18 protein-coding genes are annotated in these 21,123 nt (G+C 64.8%); 5 read left to right on the top strand and 13 right to left on the bottom strand.

Features of this window, described 5'->3' with window-relative positions; genetic code table 11:
• Positions 1 to 18 precede the first annotated feature (18 nt).
• The 3 genes from HAQ05_RS15775 to HAQ05_RS15785 are packed head-to-tail and all read right to left on the bottom strand — an operon-like array spanning position 19 to position 2,591.
• The gene (locus HAQ05_RS15775; protein ID WP_190422257.1) at positions 19 to 1,104 is read right to left on the bottom strand and encodes an MSMEG_0568 family radical SAM protein; all 1,086 of its coding nucleotides are present in this window, start codon (positions 1,102 to 1,104) and stop codon (positions 19 to 21) included.
• Positions 1,097 to 2,050, bottom strand: coding sequence for a Nit6803 family nitrilase (locus HAQ05_RS15780; protein WP_190422259.1), 954 nt, complete (start codon positions 2,048 to 2,050; stop codon positions 1,097 to 1,099). Before HAQ05_RS15780 ends, HAQ05_RS15775 begins: the two co-directional genes overlap by 8 nt.
• A 58-nt stretch (positions 2,051 to 2,108) precedes the next feature.
• Positions 2,109 to 2,591, bottom strand: a complete 483-nt coding sequence (locus HAQ05_RS15785; protein ID WP_190422261.1) for an MSMEG_0572/Sll0783 family nitrogen starvation response protein — start codon at positions 2,589 to 2,591, stop codon at positions 2,109 to 2,111.
• Between the two features lie 219 nt (positions 2,592 to 2,810).
• On the opposite strand from HAQ05_RS15785, the gene HAQ05_RS15790 reads away from it, so the two are divergent.
• Complete coding sequence (locus HAQ05_RS15790; RefSeq protein ID WP_190422263.1) at positions 2,811 to 4,700, top strand: sigma 54-interacting transcriptional regulator; 1,890 nt, start codon at positions 2,811 to 2,813, stop codon at positions 4,698 to 4,700.
• An 18-nt stretch (positions 4,701 to 4,718) separates the two neighbouring features.
• On the opposite strand, the gene argC is transcribed toward HAQ05_RS15790, so the two are convergent.
• A complete protein-coding gene (gene argC / locus HAQ05_RS15795) occupies positions 4,719 to 5,660 on the bottom strand; it encodes an N-acetyl-gamma-glutamyl-phosphate reductase (protein ID WP_190422265.1) in 942 nt (313 codons plus the stop codon).
• Positions 5,661 to 5,798: 138 nt separating this feature from the next.
• On the opposite strand from argC, the gene HAQ05_RS15800 reads away from it, so the two are divergent.
• From HAQ05_RS15800 to HAQ05_RS15810, 3 genes are all read left to right on the top strand, one after another.
• Positions 5,799 to 6,110, top strand: a complete 312-nt coding sequence (locus HAQ05_RS15800) for a hypothetical protein (protein ID WP_190422268.1) — start codon at positions 5,799 to 5,801, stop codon at positions 6,108 to 6,110.
• A 153-nt stretch (positions 6,111 to 6,263) separates the two neighbouring features.
• A complete protein-coding gene (locus tag HAQ05_RS15805; protein WP_238935176.1) occupies positions 6,264 to 6,527 on the top strand; it encodes a DUF6021 family protein in 264 nt (87 codons plus the stop codon).
• 66 nt (positions 6,528 to 6,593) lie between these two features.
• Entirely contained in the window at positions 6,594 to 7,826 is a 1,233-nt protein-coding gene (locus tag HAQ05_RS15810) for a D-mannose isomerase (RefSeq protein ID WP_190422270.1), read from the top strand.
• A 51-nt stretch (positions 7,827 to 7,877) separates the two neighbouring features.
• On the opposite strand, the gene HAQ05_RS15815 is transcribed toward HAQ05_RS15810, so the two are convergent.
• From HAQ05_RS15815 to HAQ05_RS15825, 3 genes are all read right to left on the bottom strand, one after another.
• Entirely contained in the window at positions 7,878 to 8,282 is a 405-nt protein-coding gene (locus HAQ05_RS15815; RefSeq protein ID WP_190422272.1) for a protease inhibitor I42 family protein, read from the bottom strand.
• Positions 8,283 to 8,321: 39 nt separating this feature from the next.
• Positions 8,322 to 10,745, bottom strand: a complete 2,424-nt coding sequence (gene lon, locus HAQ05_RS15820) for an endopeptidase La (protein ID WP_190422274.1) — start codon at positions 10,743 to 10,745, stop codon at positions 8,322 to 8,324.
• Positions 10,746 to 11,112: 367 nt separating this feature from the next.
• Complete coding sequence (locus tag HAQ05_RS15825) at positions 11,113 to 11,994, bottom strand: alpha/beta fold hydrolase (protein ID WP_190422276.1); 882 nt, start codon at positions 11,992 to 11,994, stop codon at positions 11,113 to 11,115.
• 309 nt (positions 11,995 to 12,303) lie between these two features.
• Here HAQ05_RS15825 and HAQ05_RS15830 point away from each other — a divergent pair, with 309 nt between their 5' ends.
• Positions 12,304 to 13,215, top strand: coding sequence for a LysR family transcriptional regulator (locus HAQ05_RS15830; protein WP_190422278.1), 912 nt, complete (start codon positions 12,304 to 12,306; stop codon positions 13,213 to 13,215).
• 196 nt (positions 13,216 to 13,411) lie between these two features.
• On the opposite strand, the gene HAQ05_RS15835 is transcribed toward HAQ05_RS15830, so the two are convergent.
• From HAQ05_RS15835 to HAQ05_RS15860, 6 genes are read right to left on the bottom strand one after another with little or no spacing between them, the layout of a single operon-like run.
• The gene (locus HAQ05_RS15835) at positions 13,412 to 15,382 is read right to left on the bottom strand and encodes a CocE/NonD family hydrolase (protein WP_190422280.1); all 1,971 of its coding nucleotides are present in this window, start codon (positions 15,380 to 15,382) and stop codon (positions 13,412 to 13,414) included.
• A 3-nt stretch (positions 15,383 to 15,385) separates the two neighbouring features.
• The gene (locus tag HAQ05_RS15840) at positions 15,386 to 16,669 is read right to left on the bottom strand and encodes an MFS transporter (protein ID WP_190422282.1); all 1,284 of its coding nucleotides are present in this window, start codon (positions 16,667 to 16,669) and stop codon (positions 15,386 to 15,388) included.
• A gap of 56 nt (positions 16,670 to 16,725) precedes the next feature.
• Entirely contained in the window at positions 16,726 to 18,282 is a 1,557-nt protein-coding gene (locus tag HAQ05_RS15845) for an ABC transporter substrate-binding protein (protein WP_202988086.1), read from the bottom strand.
• Between the two features lie 11 nt (positions 18,283 to 18,293).
• The gene (locus HAQ05_RS15850) at positions 18,294 to 19,268 is read right to left on the bottom strand and encodes an oligopeptide/dipeptide ABC transporter ATP-binding protein (protein ID WP_190422286.1); all 975 of its coding nucleotides are present in this window, start codon (positions 19,266 to 19,268) and stop codon (positions 18,294 to 18,296) included.
• Positions 19,261 to 20,229, bottom strand: coding sequence for an ABC transporter ATP-binding protein (locus HAQ05_RS15855; RefSeq protein ID WP_190422288.1), 969 nt, complete (start codon positions 20,227 to 20,229; stop codon positions 19,261 to 19,263). Before HAQ05_RS15855 ends, HAQ05_RS15850 begins: the two co-directional genes overlap by 8 nt.
• A complete protein-coding gene (locus tag HAQ05_RS15860) occupies positions 20,226 to 21,122 on the bottom strand; it encodes an ABC transporter permease (RefSeq protein WP_190422290.1) in 897 nt (298 codons plus the stop codon). The genes HAQ05_RS15855 and HAQ05_RS15860 overlap by 4 nt, the downstream gene beginning before the upstream one ends.
• Position 21,123 lies beyond the last annotated feature (1 nt).

Raw genomic sequence — 21,123 nt, forward strand, 5'->3', positions numbered from 1 at the left:
GCTCCCGGTGGGTGCTGGCTATTCGTGTTGGCGCAGCGCCGAGCAAGCGCCGCATTTGGCGCAGCCGGCGTGGATGTTGGCCGAATGCAGGCCGTGGCGGCGCAGGCTTTGGCCGATGCGAGGGTACAGCGCCTGCATGAATTCGCTGCTGGGCTTGGGGTGGCCTGCCAATGGAGTGCCGTCGATGGGCACGAACGGCACCACGAAGGGGTACACCCCCATGGCCGCGAGCCGCTCGCTCATCTGGGCGATGGCGTCTTGGCTGTCGCCCAGGCCTGCGAGGATGTACGTGCTTACCTGGCCATGGCCGAACACCTTCACCGCCGCCTCGAAGGCGCTGAAGTAGCGCGCCAGCGGCACCTGCGCCTTGCCCGGCATGATCTTGGCGCGTACCGCGTCGGTCACCGCTTCCAGGTGCATGCCCAACGACACCACGCCGGCCTGTTTGAGCCGGATGAACCAGCTGTCATCATCCGGTGGCTCGCATTGCGCCTGGATTGGCAACGCCACCACCGCGCTCACCGCGGCCGCAGATTCACACAGGATGGCCGCGCCACGGTCGGGCGTGTTCGGTGTGCCGGTAGTCATCACCATGTGTTTGACGCCATCCAGGCGCACCGCAGCCTCAGCCACCTCCGCCAGTTGCGCTGGGCGCTTGCGGGCGATGGTGTTACCGCTGGCCAGGGATTGGCCAATGGCACAGAACTGGCAGGCGCTTTCGGCCTGGTTGAGGCGAATGCAATGCTGCAACACGGTGGTGGCGAGCACGTCCCGGCTGTGCAGGGTGGCGATCTTCCGATAGGGGATACCGTCGGCGGTGGCCAGGGCGTAGAACTTCGGCACAGCGGGCAAGGCCACCCGGCCCAGTGCCTGGCCTTCGCGAAAAATCAGCGCATGCTCGCCGGCCGCGTCGGGCACGGCGTGGTAGGGCGATTGCAACGAGGCTTGGTTGAGCATCGGCACCATGGCGGTGTGCTCGCCCAGGGTCAGCGCTTTGTGGTCCGACGGGCCGGCGCCGCCCTTGCGCGCCAAGCCGCCGTCGCCCTGCCAGCGCAAGCCGTGGCACTGCAGTTCACTGAGCAGGTGTTGCGCCAGGTCAACCATGGGTAAGCTCCTCGAAACCGTTGCGGCGTTCATGCACGTGGCGGGCGGGGCGGCGGTCGATCAGCAGGCTGAGCAGCTCTGGGCGGCTGTAATGGCCTACGGAGTCCATCATGCGTTTGCGCTTGGCGATCAGGTTCAGGTCCAGGTCGGCGATCACCGCGCCTTCACCTTCGGTGAGCTGGCCAAGCAGCTTGCCCTCTGGGGTCACGATGGCGGTGAAGCAGCCGCCGGAAATCGGCTCGGCTTGGCAACCGGTGTCGGCCATCACCTGTGCTTGTTGTTCCGGCGCCAGCCAAGCGGTGGCGTTGACCACGAAACAGCCGGCTTCCAGGGCGTGGTGGCGTATGGTCACTTCGATCTGCTCGGCGAATACCTGGCCCACCAATGAGCCCGGGAACATGCCCGCATGGATTTGCTCGCCATCGGCCATCAGTGCATAGCGCGCCAGCGGGTTGTAATGCTCCCAGCAGGCCAGCGCACCGACGCGGCCCACGGCAGTGTCGCTGGCACGCAGGCCGGCGCCATCGCCTTGGCCCCAGACCATGCGTTCGTGATAGGTGGGGGTGATCTTGCGCCGATGCTGGGCCAGCCGGCCATCGGCGTCGAACAGCAGTTGGGCGTTGTAGAGGGTACCGCCGTCGCGCTCGTTGACTCCGATGCAGGCCACGATACCCGCCTCACGGCAGGCTTCGCCGATTTGCGCGGTCACCTCCGACGGCACCGTGACCGATTCTTGCATCAGGCGCAGGTGCTCGCGGCCCATGGCCACCGGCGCTTGCACGAAGGAAAAATACGGGTAGTAGGGGACCACGGTTTCAGGGAATACCGCAAAGCGCACGCCTTCGCGGCCCAGGTCGAGCAGGGTTTGGCAGAGCTTGGCGACGGTGGCTTCCCGTGAATACAGTACGGGGCTGAACTGTACCGCGGCGGCGCGAACAGTGGGCATGGGTGGCTCCTGGAAAAAAGGGCCCCACGCCCGCTCGGGCGCAGGGAGGGCGTACCGTTCAGGCGGTCCAGGTGTCGATGATCAGCGCGCCTTCACGGCGCATCAGCAGGCGCAGGTCCATCACGTCTAGCGGGTTGATGGCGCGGATGCCTTCGATCAGGGCCTTTTCGGTTTGCCCATACAGGGCCTGCAAGGCAAAGCGGCAGGCGTACACTTCGCCACCTTCGGCGAGGAACGCCTTGAGCTGGTTGTTCACCGCCAGGTGCCCGGGGAACGCCTCGGCGCCCAACGTGGGGAAGCCGCGCTGAACACCCAATTGCACGCCCGGCCCATACAGCAGCACCTTGGTTTCGAAGCCCTTGCGCAGTAGGCGCTTGGCTTGTAGCAGGTTCACCAGGCCGATCGAGCCTTCGAAGGCGATAGTGTGAAAGGTCAGCAGGGCTTTCTCGCCCGGTTCGGCCTTGACGTCCTCGAAAACCTTTTCTTCATAGTTCACCAAAAAGTCGCCGTCTTTGTACTGCTCGATGTTCACGCTGGGCATCGCTTCGTCTCCGTGGGGCGGCCTTCACCAAAGCGGCGAAGGCGTTTACAGAGGCATAGCCAGGCCCGTGCCAATTTTCATGGTGTGTGCATAAGTGATTGATTCGTAGCTATAAAAGCATCTGATCTGGTTTTTTCGGTGCAAACTGGGCCTACCGCTACGCTACGAAAAACAGTACTAATACGAGTTTTCGTAGCCAACAGTACGAGGCTTCGTGTCATGAGCGAGACCGATTACTTCGAGGCATGGGCAGACCTTGCCTATGCGTCCCGGCACATGGCCTTCGAGCACTGCGCCGAGGCCATCGCCGTGCTCGACCCCTGGGCCGACCGTTTTGTAGACTTGAACATCGCCACCTGCCGGCTGTTTGGCCACCCCCGCCAGCTATTGCTCGAGCGCCCGGTGAGCCGGTTGTTCGGCCACCAGTTGGCGGATTTGATCGTGTTCACCCAAGGGGTGATGGAAAAGGGCCGTGGCTGGAGCGACGCACTCAGTTGCCAGTGCAAAAGTGGCGAGCGGCTGCAATTGGAAGTGTCTGCTACCACCCTGGCCGGCCACGCCCGGCCGCACTTGGTGCTAGTACTGCGTGAGCAAAGCGAACAACGTTTCCAGCGCGACCGGGCCATTACCGAGCGCACCATGCGCGCCGGGCTGCTGGAGTGGCGCAATATCCTCAACCTGTTCCAGGAAACCGAGCGCGATAACCAACTGTTGCTCAGTGCGGTGGGCGATGGCATCTACAGCATCGACAGCCAGGGCCTAGCCACCTTCGTGAACCCCGCCGGGGCGCGCATGCTCGGCTGGGAGCCTACCGACATGATCGGTAAGAACATCCACCGCATTCACCACCACAGCCATGCCGACGGCAGCCATTACCCCGTGGAGGATTGCCCGATCTACCGCGCGGTGCGCGATGGGGTCGTGCATGAGGGCCGCCAGGAGGTGTTCTGGCGGCGCGATGGCAGTTGCTTCCCGGTCGAATTCACCAGCACCCCGGTGATCGCAGACAGCCGCATCGTCGGTGCAGTGGTAGTGTTTCGTGATATCACCGAGCGGCGTACCACTGAGCAACAACTGCAACAAGCGCTGGCCGAGTTGCAGCAGCTCAAGCAACGCCTGGAAGAACAAAACGCCTACCTGCAAGAAGAAATCCGTATCGAACACAGTTACCGGGAAATCGTCGGCCAGAGCGAGGCGATCCTTAAAATCGTACGGCAGATCGACGTGGTAGCCCCCACCGATGCCAGTGTGCTGATCCACGGTGAATCCGGCACCGGCAAAGAGCTGATCGCCCGCGCCATCCACCAGGCCAGCCGCCGTGCCGAGCAGCCGTTGATCCGGGTGAACTGCGCGGCGATCCCGGCAGACCTGTTCGAAAGCGAGTTCTTCGGCCATGTGCGCGGGGCCTTCACTGGCGCGCTGCGTGACCGCACCGGGCGTTTTGAACTGGCCGATGGCGGCACCTTGTTCCTCGATGAGATCGGCGAAATCCCCTTGGACCTGCAAAGCAAGTTGCTGCGAGTGTTGCAGGAGGGGCAGTTCGAGCGGGTGGGGGAGGAGCGCACGCGCAAGGTGGATGTGCGCATCATCGCGGCGACCAACCGCGACCTGCGCGTAGAGGTGGCGGCCAAGCGCTTTCGCGAAGACCTGTACTTTCGCCTGAACGTGTTCCCGCTGACCTCGCCTGCACTGCGCGAGCGGCCTGAAGATGTCGCCCCGTTGGCGGCGCATTTTCTGAAGCAGATCGGCCAGCGCCTGAACCGCCCGGGCCGGCGTTTGCGCAAAGGCGACATCGAGCGCCTACAGCGTTACAGCTGGCCAGGTAACATCCGCGAATTGCAAAACGTGATCGAGCGGGCACTGATTACCTCCCGCGGGGCCGAACTGGACCTGGTGCTGCCCAGCGACTCGGCGCCCAGCGAACCGGCCTCGGCGGCGCCGAAGCGGATACTCACCGATGCCGAGCTGCGCCAGTACGAGCGGGACAACACCCTGGCGGCGCTGGAGGCCTGCGCTGGCAAATTGTTCGGCGCCGACGGCGCGGCGCAAATGCTGGGGATCAAACCGACTACCCTGGCGTCGCGGCTGAAAAAAATCGCAGCGCCCTGAAACACCACACCCGGTTGTTTACAAACCCTTCGCCTCGTCTGCCCCCAGGTGCACGTTCATGCATTGCACCGCCGCCCCGGCGGCACCTTTGCCGAGGTTGTCGAGGCGGCAGATCAGGTTGATGCGCTCGTCGTTGCCGAACACGAACAGGTCGGCGCGGTTGGTGTCGTTGCAGCCCTGCACATCGAAGAAGCCGCCGCTGAGGTTACCGGCGTCATCGCCGAAGGGCAGCACGCGGATGAACTGTTCGCCGTGGTAATGCTTGGCCAGGGCGGCTTGCAGCGCCTGCGGCGTGGCACCGTTGGCCAGTTGCGACGGGTGCAGGGGAATGGTCACCGCCAGGCCCTTGAGGAAATTGCCCACGATAGGGTTGAACACCGGCGCCTGGCCCAGGCCGGTTTGCACGCGCATTTCTGGCAGGTGTTTGTGCTGCTGGTTCAAGCCATACGGGCGCGGGCTATGCAGTGCCGGGCCGCCCGCTTGGTAGTCGGCGATCATCTGTTTGCCGCCGCCGCTGTAGCCGGTGATTGAGGTGGCGCTGAGCAGGGCGCTGGCCGGCAGCAGCCCGGCATCGACCAGCGGGCGCACCAGCAGGATAAACGCGGTGGCGTGGCAGCCAGGGTTGGCGATGCGCTTGGTGGCCCGTAGTTTCTCGCGCTGCCCTGGGGCGAGTTCCGGCAGGCCGTATACCCACGCTGGGTCGATACGAAACGCCGTGCTCGCATCGATCACGCAGGTGTCGGGGTTTTCCAGCAGGGTGACCGCTTCGCGCGAGGCGGCATCGGGCAGGCACAAAAAGGCCAGGTCCGCGGCATTGAGCAGGCGGCCGCGCTCTACCGGGTCTTTGCGCTTGGCTTCGTCGATGCGCAGCAGTTCGATATCGTCACGCTTGCTCAGGTAATCGAGCAAGCGCAGGCCGGTGGTGCCTTCCTGGCCGTCGACATAGATCTTGTGGGTCATCTTGAAGCCTCTGTGGGGTGCGCATGGGCAAATGGGGGCAAGAGTTTAACCCGTGTGTGGGGGCCAATGGAAACCGTGGCAAACCTGTGGGCGCCGCGTATTGTCTGATGCAGTGAGCCTTGAAACGGAGTGATTGCGATGGACCTTACCCTGAGTGAGCACGAGCTGCCTGGCGCCGATCTACGCGGGGCGCTCGAGCTGTGGATCACCGGCCCCACCGGCCCGCGCCAGCCGCTGACGGAGGCTGGGCAGTTTTGCCTGTGGCGCGGCCGGCCCATGGTGAGCCATGACATGCTCAGCGAGGGCACCCATGAGCAGAACGTGCGCAGGGTGTGGCTGCGCCTGGAGCACCCACAAGACCCAGCCCGCCTGGGCTGGGCCGAGGCCCAGGTGCGCCAGCGGGTGCAGGCGCAGGGGCTGGAAGGCGAGTTCTACCCCACACAGGCCTAGCGTGGCGTCGCATAAGCGGGCCGAACACGTTTGCTGTGGCCTCTCGCGCACGGGCTGCGCGGGCGCCGCCCGTGCGCCGGCCATCGGCGGTATTGAACGGTGCAGTGGCACGGGCTTCGAACGGGTATCAATGGCCCGATCAGGAGTATCTGGATGAAAGACCAAACCCAAGGCCAATGGCCCCAGCGTGAGGGGCCCGAGCACGCCCGTGGCTTGCCGGGGTACCCCGAGCAGGGCCATAGGCCCAAGGCTGGCGCAGGGCAAGATGAGCCAGGTTTTGACCCCGACTCGCCGGACGTGAAAGACCCACAAATGGACCCGCTGCACCCCGCCGAGGTGCCCGAGGTACCGGGCGAGGATGTGACCACCGAGCGCCGCGCCCCGGGCCATGAGTACCCGCCCTACAGCAAGCCTTAAGGGCTGTAACGTTACAGCCAGTGCGCTATCGTGTCGGTATCGTTCATAACAACAAGGACCTGCCCGATGCCTCTGGCTCACCTAGCCCATTTGCCCCGCAGCAGTTGGCTGCGCAAGCCTGGCCACCACCGCTGGCTCGAAGACGAGGGCGATCGCTTGCTGGCGTTTGCCCGTGCCGCGCGCATGCCCGGCGGTTTCGGTAGCCTCGATGGGTTTGGCCGTTTGCCGGCCGATGCGGTACCCGACACCACCTTCAGCGCCCGCATGACCCACTGCTTCGCCCTGGCGCACTTGCTGGGCCTGCCAGGTTATGCCGACTTGGCAGACCATGGCCTGGCGGCCTTGGCCGGCCCTCTGCGGGATGCCGAGCACGGTGGCTGGTTTTCATCGGCGGCGCGGGAGGGCAGCAAGGGCTGCTACGTGCATGCCTTCGTGTGCTTGGCGGCCAGCTCTGCCTATGTGGCCGAGCGCCCTGGTGCGCAGGCGCTGCTTGAGCAGGCGGCCGCGGTTTATCAGCAACATTTTTGGGCCGACGCCGAAGGCGCTTTTCGGGAGTCGTTCGCCCGCGATTGGCAAAGCGAGGAACCTTACCGTGGCGCCAACAGCAACATGCACAGCGTGGAAGCCTGCCTCGCCCTGGCGGCGGCACTGAGCCAACCGGTGTGGCTCGACCGGGCCTTGGCCGTGGCCCAGCGGGTGGTGCATGAGCGCCCGGGCGAGGGCGTTAACGAGCATTTCGACCTCCACTGGCAACCCCTGCCGGATTACAACCGCGACGCCCCCGACCACCCGTTTCGCCCCTACGGCCTCACACCTGGGCACGCCTTCGAGTGGGCGCGCTTACTGCTGGAACTGGAAGCTGCGCGCAAAAGCGCCGGCCTCGACGCGCCGCCCTGGCTGTTCGAAGACGCCCCCGCGTTGTTTCGCTATGGCGTCACCCGCGGCTGGGCCGTCGATGGCTTGCCAGGGGTGGTGTACACGGTCAATGAAGCCGGTGCGCCGATAGTGCGCGAGCGCCTGCACTGGACCCTCGCCGAAGCCTGCGCGGCGGCAGCGACCCTGCTGCAGCGCTGTGGTGACGCCCAATACGAGCAGTGGTACCAGACGTTCTGGGGGTTTATCGACCAACACTTGATCGACCGCGTACATGGCAGTTGGCACCATGAGTTGGACCCGGCCAACCAACCGGCCGGGCGCCTGTGGCCGGGCAAGGCCGACCTGTACCATGCTTACCAAGCGACGTTGATACCGCGCTTGCCGTTGGGGTTGAGCCTGGCGCGCTGGGCGCAAGGGCATTGACAGCGGGGGCGCGCCGGCAGCACCTGGCATGGGGGCGTTCGGGCGGGCGTTCTAGCGTGCGTCGATCGCGCAGTCGAACGTCTGTACTGGCTTCACCTCCGGTGCCCAGGGTTGTTGCGACACCAGTTTCAAGTGCCCGCTGCCGGCGGCGCTTACCTTGAAGCGCCACAGCGATTGGCCGTTGCCGCCCACCAGCCCTGCGTCTTCAGGGTTGCTGTACACCTCCGGGCCGAGGCTTTGCAGTACCCCTGGGGCGGCGTCGACGATGCGCCAACGGTAACCGGTGGTGGGCAGGCTTGGCAGGGTGAGGTCCAGGTGTTGGCCCACCGCCAGGCGCGCTGGGCATTGGCTTTGCTTGGCCAAGGTAAAGGTTTCAGCCGGGTTGGGCGCATGGGAAGTGCACGCCGCGAGCAGCACCAGGCTTACGGCGGGCAACAGGGGATAAAGGCGCGGCATAGGGGCTCCAAATAAACCAGCGAGCCCCCAGCATAGCTGTCAGAACAACACCTTGGCCACGTCGCCATATTGCCTGGCGAAATGCACGGTCAGGCCCTGTTTGAGGTAGTCGGGCAGTTCCTCGAAATGGCCACGGTTGGCCTCCGGCAAAATCAGCTCGAAGATTTTCTGCCGGCGCGCCGCGATCACCTTTTCACGCACCCCGCCAATCGGCAGCACGTGGCCGGTGAGGGTCAATTCACCGGTCATGGCCACGTTCTTTTTCGGCGCCTGGTTACGCGCCAGCGACAGCAGCGCACTGGCCATGGTGACGCCAGCGCTGGGGCCGTCCTTGGGCGTGGCGCCTTCCGGCACGTGCAGGTGCACGAAGGCTTCGTCGAAGAACTTTGGGTCTGCGCCGTATTGCTTAAGGTGCGAGCTCACGTAGCTGTAGGCGATTTCGGCCGACTCTTTCATCACCTCGCCCAGTTGCCCGGTCAGCTTGAAACCACGGTTCAGGCTGTGGATCAGGGTGGCTTCGATCGGCAGCGTGGCGCCGCCCATGCTGGTCCAGGCCAAGCCAGTGACCACGCCTTTGCCGCTGAGCACTTGCTCACTGCGAAACACCGGCATGCCCAGCGAGGCTTCCAGGTCTTTGGGGCCGATCTTGATAATGGCGTCGGGCTCTTCGAGCAGGCGGACCACGGCCTTGCGCACCAGTTTGCCGAGCAGTTTCTCCAGTTGCCGCACGCCCGCTTCGCGCGCATAGCCTTCGATCACCCCGCGCAGGGCGGCATCGCTGATCGCCAGCTTGCCCTTGGCCACGCCGGCTTTTTCGAGTTGCTTGGGCCACAGGTGGCGCTTGGCGATAATGAGTTTTTCTTCGGTGATATAGCCAGACAGGCGAATCACCTCCATGCGGTCGAGCAACGGCCCAGGGATGGAGTCGAGGGTGTTGGCGGTGCACACGAACAGCACTTTGGAGAGGTCCAGGCGCAGGTCGAGGTAATGGTCGAGGAATTCGACGTTTTGCTCAGGGTCCAGGGTTTCAAGCAACGCCGAGGCCGGGTCGCCCTGGTAACTTTGGCCCATCTTGTCGATTTCATCGAGCATGATCACCGGGTTCATCACCTCCACGTCCTTGAGCGCCTGCACCAGCTTGCCCGGTTGGGCACCGATGTAGGTGCGGCGGTGGCCCTTGATCTCGGCTTCATCGCGCATGCCACCGACACTGAAACGGTAGAACGGCCGCCCCAGGGATTCGGCGATGGACTTGCCCACGCTGGTTTTGCCCACCCCGGGCGGCCCAACCAGCAGCACGATCGAGCCGGAGATTTCGCCTTTGTAGGCGCCCACGGCAAGGAATTCGATAATGCGCTTTTTGATGTCGTCGAGGCCCGCATGGTGCTGGTCGAGCACCTTGCGTGCATGCACAAGGTCCAGCTTGTCTTTACCAAACACCCCCCAGGGCAGGGCCGTGGCCCATTCGAGGTAATTGCGGGTTACGGCGTATTCGGGCGAACCGGTTTCCAGGATCGACAGTTTGTTCATTTCTTCGGCGATGCGTTTTTTCGCCTGTGCGGGCAGCGTTTTGTTGTCAAGGCGCTGCTGAAACTGCTCCACATCGGCGCTGCGGTCGTCTTTGGTCAAGCCCAGTTCTTGCTGGATGACTTTCAGTTGTTCCTTGAGGAAAAATTCGCGCTGGTGCTCGCCGATCTGCCGGTTCACCTCGGCGGAGATTTCTTTTTGCAGCCGCGCCACTTCCACTTCCTTGCGCAGCATCGGCAGCACCCGCTCCATACGCCGCAGCATCGGCACGCAATCCAGTACCTGTTGCAGTTCCGCGCCAGTGGCGGAGGTCAGCGCAGCGGCGAAGTCGGTGAGCGGCGAGGGGTCGTTGGGGCTGAAGCGGTTGAGGTAGTTTTTCAACTCTTCGCTGTACAGCGGGTTAAGCGGCAACAGCTCCTTGATGGCGTTGATCAGCGCCATGCCGTAGGCCTTCACTTCGTCGGTGGGGTCGGCGGGCTGCTGCGGGTATTCGACCTCCACCAAGTAGGGCGGGCGGTGGTGCTTGAGCCAGGTACGGATGCGCACCCGCGACAGGCCCTGGGCCACGAATTGCAGCTTGCCGTCTTCACGGCTGGCGTGGTGCACCTTCACCAGGGTGCCATACAGCGGCAGGCGCGAGGTGTCGAAGTGGCGGTGGTCTTCGGAGGGGGTTTCCATGAAGAACAACGCCAGGCTGTGGTGTGGCGTTTTCGCAACCAGGTCGAGGGTTTCGGCCCACGGCTCTTCGTTGACGATCACCGGCAGCACCTGGGCCGGGAAAAACGGCCGGTTGTGTATCGGGATCACGTAGACCTTGTCTGGCAGGCTCTGGCCGGGCAGGGCCAACTCCATGCTGGAGGTCGGTGAATGTTCGATGTGTTCCTGTTCGTTGTCTTGCCCGTCGAGGTGGGCCGAAGGCTTTTGCTGGTCGCTCATGGGGCACCTGCGCAATTGAGTATGTTGCGTTAGATGGGGTGCCGCCGGGTGGGTTTCAATGGGAACCGCCCCTGCTTTGCTGAACCTTGCTGGTTGGCCTAGGCCGGGGGCGTGGCGCTTGGGCACACGCCCGGCGGGTTTTCTTCAGCCTGGGCGTGCCGGCATGCTTGCAACTTCCGGCAACACTCGCAGGGCAGGTTGGCTCGTGATGCGCTTGGCGGTTACGGGGCCATTGTGAACTCGGCTTGACCGGGCTTGGCTGCAGGGTCCATGGGCGAGCGAGATCAACCGGCGGCTGCCGCATCGGTGGCCACATGCCTAAATGCATAAGGTTGTTGAGCAAACGCCATTGGCGTCCGCAGATTCTTTAATGTTTTAGCTTTCGCCAGAGGAATTCGCGGATGAACTGTGCCACCTCCGGTGCATGGGTTTCCAAGGTGAAGTGGCCTGCATCCAAAAGATGCACTTCAGCAGTCGGAATGTCTTTACGATATGCCTGCGCACCCGCTGGGATGAAAGCGGGATCGTGCTTACCCCACACCGCCAGCAATGGCGGTTGGTATTGGCGCAAATACGCTTGGAACGCTGGATAAGCGGCCACGTTACTGCGGTAGTCGAGAATCAGGTCGAGTTGAATCTCTTGCGCGCCTGGCCGCGCCATATAAAGGATGTCCAGGTTATAGCCGTCGGGCGGCATTTTTTTGGGGTCGGCGCCCGTGCCGTATTGCCAGTCACGGATGGTAGCCGGCGATAACGAGGCGCGGCAGGCTTCGCGATTGGCGGCCGAAGGGTCCCGCCAATAGGTTTGCCAAGGGCCCCATTGGTCGCTGAAACCTTCCAAATAGGCGTTGCCGTTCTGGCTGATGATTGCAGTCACTTTTTCTGGATTCGCCGCTGCCAGGCGCAAGCCCACGGGCGCACCGTAGTCGAATAGGTACAGGCTATATTGGGTCAGCCCCAATGCCTCGGTAAAGCCCTCGATCACCTTATAGAGCGTGTCGAATGTGTAATCGAACTGGCCGCGCGGCGGCGCCTTGGTGTTGCCGAAACCCGGCAGGTCAGGCGCGATCAGGCGGTACTGGCTGGCCAACAACGGCATGAGGTTGCGGAACATGTGGCTGGAGGTGGGGAAACCGTGCAGCAGCAGGAGCACAGGGGCGTCCTTGGGGCCCACGTCGCGATAGAAGACCTCTACATCACCCACCTGCTGCTGGTTGAACGTGACACGAAAGGCATCATCGAAAGCCATAACGTTTTCCTGATCTGTAGGGCCCTTGGCGGAAAATGCAGCGGCGCTTACCCGCGAAGCGCCAAGCGCGGAAGCCGCACTAACCGCCGTTGCCTGTAAAACTTTGCGCCGATTGACGCCGGATGTCGTCTCGTCGGCGGCCTTGGGTGGGTCGGAGTTGTTCACGGTAAAGCCTCAGCAAGGTTGAAGTCGGCCCATGCTATGTGTTGCGCTAGCAGCCGAGAATGACCGCGAAAATCAATTCACCCTTTCGCTTTATGCAATGCTGTAGGCTTTCCACCTTCAGTGATCTCACACCGCAAGCCGACTATGGATCGCATTCAGGAAATGACGCTTTTCGCTGCCATCGCGGAGCAACCCAGCTTTGCCGCGGTAGCGCGCCATTTTGGGCTGTCTACCGCCACGGTCACTCGGGCGGTGGCTCGCCTGGAGAGCCGCCTGGGCGCCCTGTTGGTCGTGCGCACAACGCGTAATATGCGCCTCACCGAGGCAGGGCAACGGTTCGCCATTGACTGTCGGCGTTTACTGTCCGACCTGGATGAAGCTGAAAGCGCGGCGGCCGGCCTGCACGCGCGCCCTGCTGGTTCACTGGCGGTCACGGCCCCGCAGATGTTTGGCGCGTTGCATGTCACGCCGGTATTGACCAGGTTTCTCAGCCAATATCCCGCTGTAGAGATCCGCGCCATCCTGGTAGACCGCGTAGTGCCCCTGCTCGAGGAGGGGGTCGATGTGGCCGTGCGGATTGGCGCGCTGCCCGATTCTTCGCTGACGGCCATCCCGGTAGGCAGCGTGCGGCGTATGGTGTGCGCCTCTGCCGAGTACTTGGCAGAGCATGGTGTTCCACGGCACCCCGACGATCTGCGCCAGCATTCGACCATCTCGACGTCGGCCTCCGAACGTGCGCCGCAATGGCTTTTCCGGGTTGATGGTGAGGATTATTCGGTGGCCGTTGGCTCAAGGCTTAGCCTAACGTCCTTTCAGGCTGCAATCGGTGCGGCGGTACAGGGTTGGGGGCTTACTCAGGTCCCGTCTCACCAAATACGCGAACACCTGCAGGGTGGCAGGCTTCAGTGCGTGCTGGACGCTTTTGAAATCGCGCCTGAGCCGGTGCACGTCGTCTATTCGGAGGGCCGCCGTGGCTCCTCGAAAGTGCGATCTTTCGTGGACGTCTGCGTCAATGCCCTAAGGCATGATCTGCATTTCGAACACGACCCTGCTTAATGCCGTTTTGCTGGGGCCCAGCGCTGGAGATGGCCGCGCCAGCGGTGTATGGCCCCGGAACATATTCAATGGTTTGGCAGGGCGACAGCTGACCCCCACAGGTGTTTGCCACGCCCTGACCTTGGCTATGGGGCAAAGACAGGGTTGCAGGGCCTTAACGGCCCGAACCGGAAAAAAGCCGGCAGCCCCGGCGGGTTCACCCGTGGCGCGGCGCAAACACCTGCCGCCAATCGCGCTCGAACACCAGCACCCCGTTCTCCCGGGCCTCATACCGTGACTCCAGCCACAACCCGCCTTGCCGCCAACCCATTCGGGTGAAGGTACGCAATTCGATGTCCCAGCCGTCGCGGCGGTAACCCTGCTTGCGCTCGGCGGTCATCTGCGCGCTGGCCGCATCGCGGCCAATCACGTAACGCTCGTTGCCGCTGCTGGTCAGGGTCAGGCCGCCCAGTTCGATGCTTTGGCGTTGATTCGCCATCCGCAACTCATGCACACCTGTGCCGACGTCGTGGCGCACTTCGCGATGAGTGGTTTCCGGGCTCAGCACCTGATGCTCCAAAGGCGCGGCGCAGCGCGGCGCGGCGAACGGCGTGGGGCTGGCCAGGCAGTTTTCCGGGCGTTCCGGCAGGGCCAACTGGCTGCTGGCGGGCCAGACAGTGACCGGGCCTTGGCCGGGCTCGGCCCAGACCATCGGCCAGTAGCGTGTCGACAAGGCCAGGCGCAGGCGGTGGCCGGGGCGGAAGCGGTAGGCTACGCCCTTGATTGCGAGCTTCAGGCGAAAGCGTTCGCCGGCGGCGACGTTCGGCGGCCGGACGATGCGGTGCACGGCAAAGGTGACACGGCTCGAATAGCCGCCGGGGTCGACTTCGTTCAGGCGCAACACCAGCAGTGCCGAGGGGCTGTCGAAAGCCAAGTCCAGGGCCAGGGTGGCCTTGCCGAACAGGGTCAGTGGGGCCTGCAGTGGCGCGCTGTCGAAACACAGCGACAGCCCGTCGTCGCCGCGTTGGTCGGCCTGGAATTCCGGCGCGCCGCCACCGCCATCCAGCGGGCACCACTCACCGCCGTCCAGGCCGCAATGGCTGGGGCTGTCGATGAGCTGAGGCGGCAGTTCCCCGGCGGGCAGGGCCAGCAGGCGGCCGTCACCCAGGTGCAGCGAACGCTCGGCGCTGCCTGGCGGCCAGTGCGGGGCGGTCACCCAATGGCCATCGATGCTGGGCAATGACGCATCGGCGCGCAGCGCTTCACCTTGCCACAGGTGTAGCATCGGCTCGGCCATGACCCCGGTGTCTTCGTCCGCCAGCCAGTGCTTCCACCAGCGTACGCATTCACCGAGAAAATCTATCCCCGGCCCTGGCGTGCCCCAATTCGGATAAACGTGGGTCCAAGGCCCGATCAGCGCCTTGCGCGGCCCCGGCAAGTGCTCCATCAGGCGCAGGATGGCGTCGGAGTAACCGTCGGTCCAGCCACCCACGGCGTACACCGCGCACTCGATATCGGCGTAGTTTTCACACACCGAGCCGTGCTGCCAATAGGCGTCGCGCTCCATGTGGCTCAGCCAGGCGTCGAGGGGCGGCTCAAGCCCCCGCAGGCGTTGCAACCACAGTTCTCGCCAGGCCTGGCCGACATGCGCCGGGTCGGCCGGGCGGCCGAGCTGGGTGAACAGGCCGGTGCCCCATTGCAGGCCGTCGGTGAGCAACGCGCCGCCCATAAAGTGCACATCGTCACTGTAGCGGTCATCGGTGGAGCAACAGGTCACGATCGCCTTGAGCGCAGGCGGGCGGCGTGCCGCCACCTGCAGCGCGGCAAAGCCACCCCAGGAAATGCCGATCATCCCGACCTTGCCGTTGCACCAGGGTTGCGCCGCGGCCCAGGCGATCACTTCGCAGGCATCGTCCTGCTCCTGTTTGAGGTATTCATCGTGCAACAGGCCCTGGGAGTTGCCACTGCCCCGCAGGTCGACGCGCAGGGCGGCGATGCCCTGCTGGGCAAAAAAACCGTGCAGCATCGAGTCGCCCACGGCTGTGTTGTCGGACTGCCGGTAGGGGATCCACTCCAGCACCAGCGGCGCGGGCGCAGCGCCTTCGGGCAGCCACAGCCGGCCGGTGAGGACGATACCGTCGGCCAACGTAATGCAGATTTGCTGGTAGGGCTCAGGCTTCAGGGTCATGGGTCAAAGCTCCGTAGGGCTGTCGGGTGGCGCCGCTGGGGTGTGCGGGCGCCGTGGGCCGAAGCGGTCGCGGGCGGCCAGCAGCAGGGCGCCCATTGCGCAGGTGAGGCCGCCGATCAAGGTGGTCAGGGGCAGGCCAAGGTGGCCGGCCATGGCGCCGCAGATCACCGCACCGATCGGTACAGTGCCGATCAGCATCATGGAATAAAACGACATCAAGCGGCCCCGCAGGGCATCCGGGACCTGCTGCTGCAGCAGGGAATTGGAGGCCAGGTTCTGGGTCAGGATGGCGTAGCCGATGGGGGCCGCGATCAGCGCACTGAGCCAGAACTGGTGAGAAAAACTCAACGCTACCTGAGCCACCCCGAGCATCAGCGCGGCCCGCAGCGGCCAGGGCTTGAGCGCCGGCAAATGGTCCACCAGCGCCAGGCGCAGGGCGGCGGCGAGGGCGCCGATGCCAGTGATGCTCATCAGAATTCCGGCCCCCGCCGGGCCGCCGTCCAGTACCGTCGCCGAGAGCATGGGCAGAAACGAGAAATACGGCACGCTGGTCAGGCTGCACAGGCCCACCAACAGCAGAATCCGCGCCGCCTCCGGTTCGCTGCGCAGGTACTTAAGGCCCTCGCCGATCTCCGCCAGCAGGCTTTCGCGGCGCACCGCCGGTGGCCTCTGCGGCACCTGCATGCGCAGCAAGAATACGATCAGCGGAAGGTACGCCAAGGCGATCAGCACGAAGCACCAACCCTCGCCGACCCAGCCTACCAAGGCCCCGCCCAGGGCCGGGCCGATCAGCCGCGCGCCGTTGAAGATCACCGAGTTCAAGGCCAGGGCATTGCTCAGGTCATCACGCTCGATCAGGTCGACCACCAGCGCCTGGCGCCCGGGCAGGTCGAAGGCGCTGATTAGCCCCAGGCCGAGGGCGATGACGATGGCCAGTTCCCCGGTGATGTACCCACTGAGGGTCAGCACCGCCAGCAGGCTGACCAGGCCGGTCAGCCCCACCTGCGTGCACAGCACCAGCTTGCGCCGGTCGCAGCGGTCGACGATGGCACCGGTGAACAGGCCGAACAGCAAAATAGGCCCTTGGTTGCAAAAGGCCAACATGCCCAGCAACCAAGGCGACACCCCCAGCCGCCAGATCAGCCAGCCGAGGGCGATGGAGTGGATCCAGCTGCCGATCACCGAAATGAATTGGCCGCCGAAAAACCGCCGGTAGTTCGGGTGGCGCAACGCGCGGCTCGCCCGGCGCAAGCCCAGCGGGGGCAGTTGGATCGGGGCAGTGCTCAAGGCAGTCTCCCAGCGGGAAAAAACGCAGCGGCGGGTGCCGCTGCCAGGGGGCGTATTCAGGCGCCAGTGACGTCGCGGAACAGCGGCCATTGGCCGTCGGGGGTCCAGGCACCGTGCACGGTATTCGGGGTGATCCACGCATTGGTGCCGTGGTAGAGGAAAACGTAGGCGCCGGTTTCCTCCAGCTCATCCTGAAGCTTGATGTACTGCGCCGCGCGCTTGGCCGGGTCCAGCTCCAGCGCGGCGGCGGCGTTGGCCTGGTCCCATTGCTTGTCACAGGTGCGCTGGGTGTTCCACACCCCCACCTGATCGCAGGTGAACCAGGCCGTCACCCAACTGGCGTCGGGGGCGGTGGTGAAGGTGGTGATGCGTAGCTGGGAGTCTTTCCAGGCGTCGCCCTCAGCGTTCTGCCCGGCGGCGACAAAGGCGGCGCTGTCCATTTGGTTAACCTGCAGGGTGATGCCGATTTGCGCCAGTTGCGCCTGGATCACCTGGGCGGCGGTGGCGATGTCGGTGTTGGTGCCGAAGTCCAGGCGCAATTGGAGGTTGCCCACACCGGCGTCGGCCAGCAATTTTTTAGCCGCCGCCGGGTCATAGGCGTAGCGGTTGGCGCTGCGGGCCCCGGGCAGCGGCGGCGGCACCAGGCCGAAGGCCGGCTTCACCGCGCCGCCAAAGGCGGCATCGAGCACGCCCGGCACATCGATGGCCTGCTGGATCGCCCGGCGTACCCGCACGTCTTTTAGCTTGGGGTGCTCCACATTCATGCCCAGCCAGGTATAGGCCAGGGCCGGGCGCACCGTCAGGGTGGTGTCGGGCTGGGCGTTGTCCTGGAACTTGGCGATCGCGCTGACGTTGATCTTGGTCATGTTGAGGTCGCCGGCCTCGAAGGCGATCTCGGCGGTGTTGAGGTCGCCGATAGGCACCAGCTGGATTTCATCGAAATAGGGCTTGGCGCCTTGCCATTTTTCGTTGCGCACCAGGGTCAGGCGCTCGCGCGGCTGCCAGTTGCCGATACGGTAGGGGCCCGAGGTGGCCAGCGGGTCGGTGGCGATCTTGCCGCCGGCGGCGCTCACCGCTTTTTTGCACACGATCAGGCCCGAGGCATGGGGTAGGGTGCTGGTGAACAGCGGGGCGAAGGCGTGCTTGAGGTGGATGACCCCGGTGTACTTGCCGGTCACCTCCACATGGTCGAGGGCGTCCCAATCGGTGGCATAGACGGCGGCCAGCTTCGGGTCGAGAAAGCGTTCGAAGGAGTACTTGACGTCTTCGGCGGTCATCTCGCCGAAGTCGCCGGTCCAGAGCAGCCCGGGCTTGAGTTCGAAACGCACGGTGAGTGGGTCTACCTGCTCCAACGTCTTGGCCGCATCCAACTGCCAGCCCCAGGTGTCGCCGGCCTTATACTGGCAGAGGCCGGCGTAGGTGGCGAACATGACCATTTCATCGTACCAGCCGCCGCGCAGCGCCGGGTCGAGGTTGGTGATGTCCTGATCGTTCTGCACCTTGAGCACCTTGCCCTCGGCGGCGAAGGCAAGCTGGCGGCCGCCCATCACCATACTGCAGGATAGGCCAACGGCGGCCACCGACATCGCTTTCAAAATCTCACGTCTATTCATCGAAGGACCTGTCATGCATGGGCTTCCAGAGAAGGGGCGGCAAGGGGAACTGCGGGGGTATGGCACGCGACCAGATGCCCTGGCGCGACCGCTTGCAACGGCGGTGCTTCGGCGCGGCAGCGCGGCAGCGCCAAGGGGCAACGGGTATGGAATTCGCAGCCGGCGGGGCGCCGCCTCAGGCTGGGCACTTCGCCTTGCAACACCACCGCGCTGGCCGATTTGGCGTTGAGCAACGCCTGGGTATAGGGGTGCGCGGGGCTGCGAAAAATAAGCTCGGTGGGCCCGGTCTCAACCAGCCGGCCCAGGTACATGATCGCCAGCAGATCAGTGACGTGGCGGGTGATCGCCAGGTTGTGGGTGATGATCAGGTAGGCCAAACCCAGGCGCGCCTGCAAACTGCCGAGCAGGTTGAGCAACTCGCCCTGAACCGAAAGGTCGAGCCCGGCGGTGGGCTCGTCGGCGATCACCAGTTTAGGCCGCAACGCCAGCGCCCGCGCCACCGCCACCCGGCGTGCCTGGCCGCCAGACAACTGATGCGGGTAGCGATCGAGAAAGCTCGCCGGCAAGCCCACCTGGTCCAGCAGCCGGGTCGCCTCCAGGCGCCGCTCGATGGCCACGCCATTGACCGCGAAGGGCTCGGTGATCAGCCTCTCGACGGTCATGCGCGGGTCCAGCGCGGCCATCGGGTCTTGAAAGATCAGCCCGATGTCGCGGCGGATCGCTCGCCAGGCCAGGTCGCTGGCACCGCCCGGCTGGCGGCCGTTGACTTGCACGCTGCCGTGGGCGATCGGGGTGAGCCCGGCCACCGCGCGGCCCAGGGTGGTCTTGCCGCTGCCGCTCTCGCCGATCAGGCCGAGGGTCTTGCCTGGCGGTACGTGCAGGCTGACACCCGCCAGCACTTCGATGTAGCGCGGCGCGCCGGGGCGCAGCCGGTCGAGCAGGTTGCCGGTCGGGTAGCGCACCACCAGGTTGTCGATTTCAAGCATGCGCGGTCACCTTATGGCAGCGCACCATGCCACCGAAGGGCAATGGCGTGGTGGGCAGCGCTTCACTGGCGCAGGGCCCGAAGGCATGGCTGCAGCGCGGTTGGAAGGGGCAGCCCAAGCGTGCTGCCGTGGGCGGCGGCACATGGCCCGGAATGAACGGCAAGGTGCGCGTCGGCGTGACGATCCGCGCCGGGTCGCAGGCCAACAGCGCCTGGGTATAGGGATGGCGAGGCGCCGCAAAAACCTGCGCTACGGGCCCGGCCTCGACCATTTCGCCGGCGTACATCACCGCGACGTGGTCGCACAGGCTGCCCACCAGATGCAGGTCGTGGGTGACGAACAGAATCGCCGCGTCTACCACATCACGGCTTTCGCGCAGCAGGGCAACGATCTGCATCTCGGTGGTGGCGTCCAGCGCGGTGGTCGGCTCGTCGGCGATCAGTAGCGCAGGTTCGGTCAGCAATGCCGCCGCGATCGCCACCCGCTGGCGAATGCCGCCGCTGAGTTCATGGGGGTATTGGCGCATGCGCGTGGCCGGGTCGGAAAGGCCGACCCGTTCGAGCATCGCCAGGGCGCGAGCGGCCTTTTCGGCCTTGGAGCCCGGTTTATGATGCTGGAAGGCGACCAGTTGCTTGCCAATGGTCACCACTGGGTTTAGCGCGGTGAAGGGGTCTTGGGATACCGTGGCGATGCCGTTGCCGCGCAAGCCCCGGCGCTGCGCCGGGCTCATCTGCAGCAGGTCCTGGCCCTGGTATATCACCTGGCCAGAGGCCTGGGCACCGGGTGGCAGCAGGGTGAGCAGGGCGCTGACCAGCGTCGACTTGCCCGACCCGCTTTCACCCACCAGGCCCAGCACTTGGCCTTTTTCCAGCGTCAGGTCGATGTTGCGTACCGCTTGCAGCGGGCCGTGCTCGGACGCGTAGCTGACGCTCAGGCGGCGAATGTCCAGCAGCATGCTCATGGCCGTTGCCCCCCAGTGCTGCGTGGGTCGAGGGCGTCGCGCAAGGCTTCGCCGAGGAAGGTGAAGCCGAGGGTGGCGAAGACAATCGGTAGGCCGGCGGCGATCACGATGTGCGGCGCCTGGCGAATGAACGCGTAGCCGTCGTTGAGCACCGAGCCCCAACTGGCGGTGGGCGGTTGCACGCCTTGGCCGAGAAAACTCAAGCCCGACTCGATGGCCACCACCGCGGGAATGTCCATGGCCACCAGCACCAGCAGGGTGCCGCCCAGATTGGGGACCAGATGGCGCACCACCACGCTCAGCCCCGAGGCGCCCATGCCGCGTGCGGCGGTCACGTAATCCATCCGCTTGAGTACCAGGGTTTGGCTGCGCACCACGCGAAAGTAGCCGGGCATCATGAAGGTCACGATGATCAGGATAATGGTGCTCACCGAAGAGCCGACCAGCGCCACCACCACCAGCGCGAACAGGATCATCGGGATCGACATCACCGAATCGCAGCAGAGCATCAACACCGTATCGAGCCAGCGCGGCCCATAGCCAGCCAGCAGGCCGAGGACCATGCCGCAGGCCAGTGCCCCACCAGCGCCGAGAAAGGCCACGCTCATGGCGATGCGGCTGCCGTAGATCAGCCGTGACAGCACGTCGCGGCCCAATTGGTCATTACCCAGCCAGTATTCGGCACTGGGCCCCTGCAGGCGCAACGCTGCCTTGATCGCGATCGGGTCGTGGGGCGCGATCCACGGGGCGAACAGCGCACACGCAAGCAACAGCAGCACGCACACCAGCGCAAAGCGGCCCATGTTGCGCGCCCACACATGGCGCAGCACTCGGGCGGCGCCTTGGCGCGGCGCGGCGCTGGCCACAGGGGGCTGTGCAGTATTGAGGTTCATG

The sequence above is a fragment of the Pseudomonas typographi genome, assembly GCF_014694385.1.
Taxonomy (GTDB): domain Bacteria; phylum Pseudomonadota; class Gammaproteobacteria; order Pseudomonadales; family Pseudomonadaceae; genus Aquipseudomonas; species Aquipseudomonas typographi.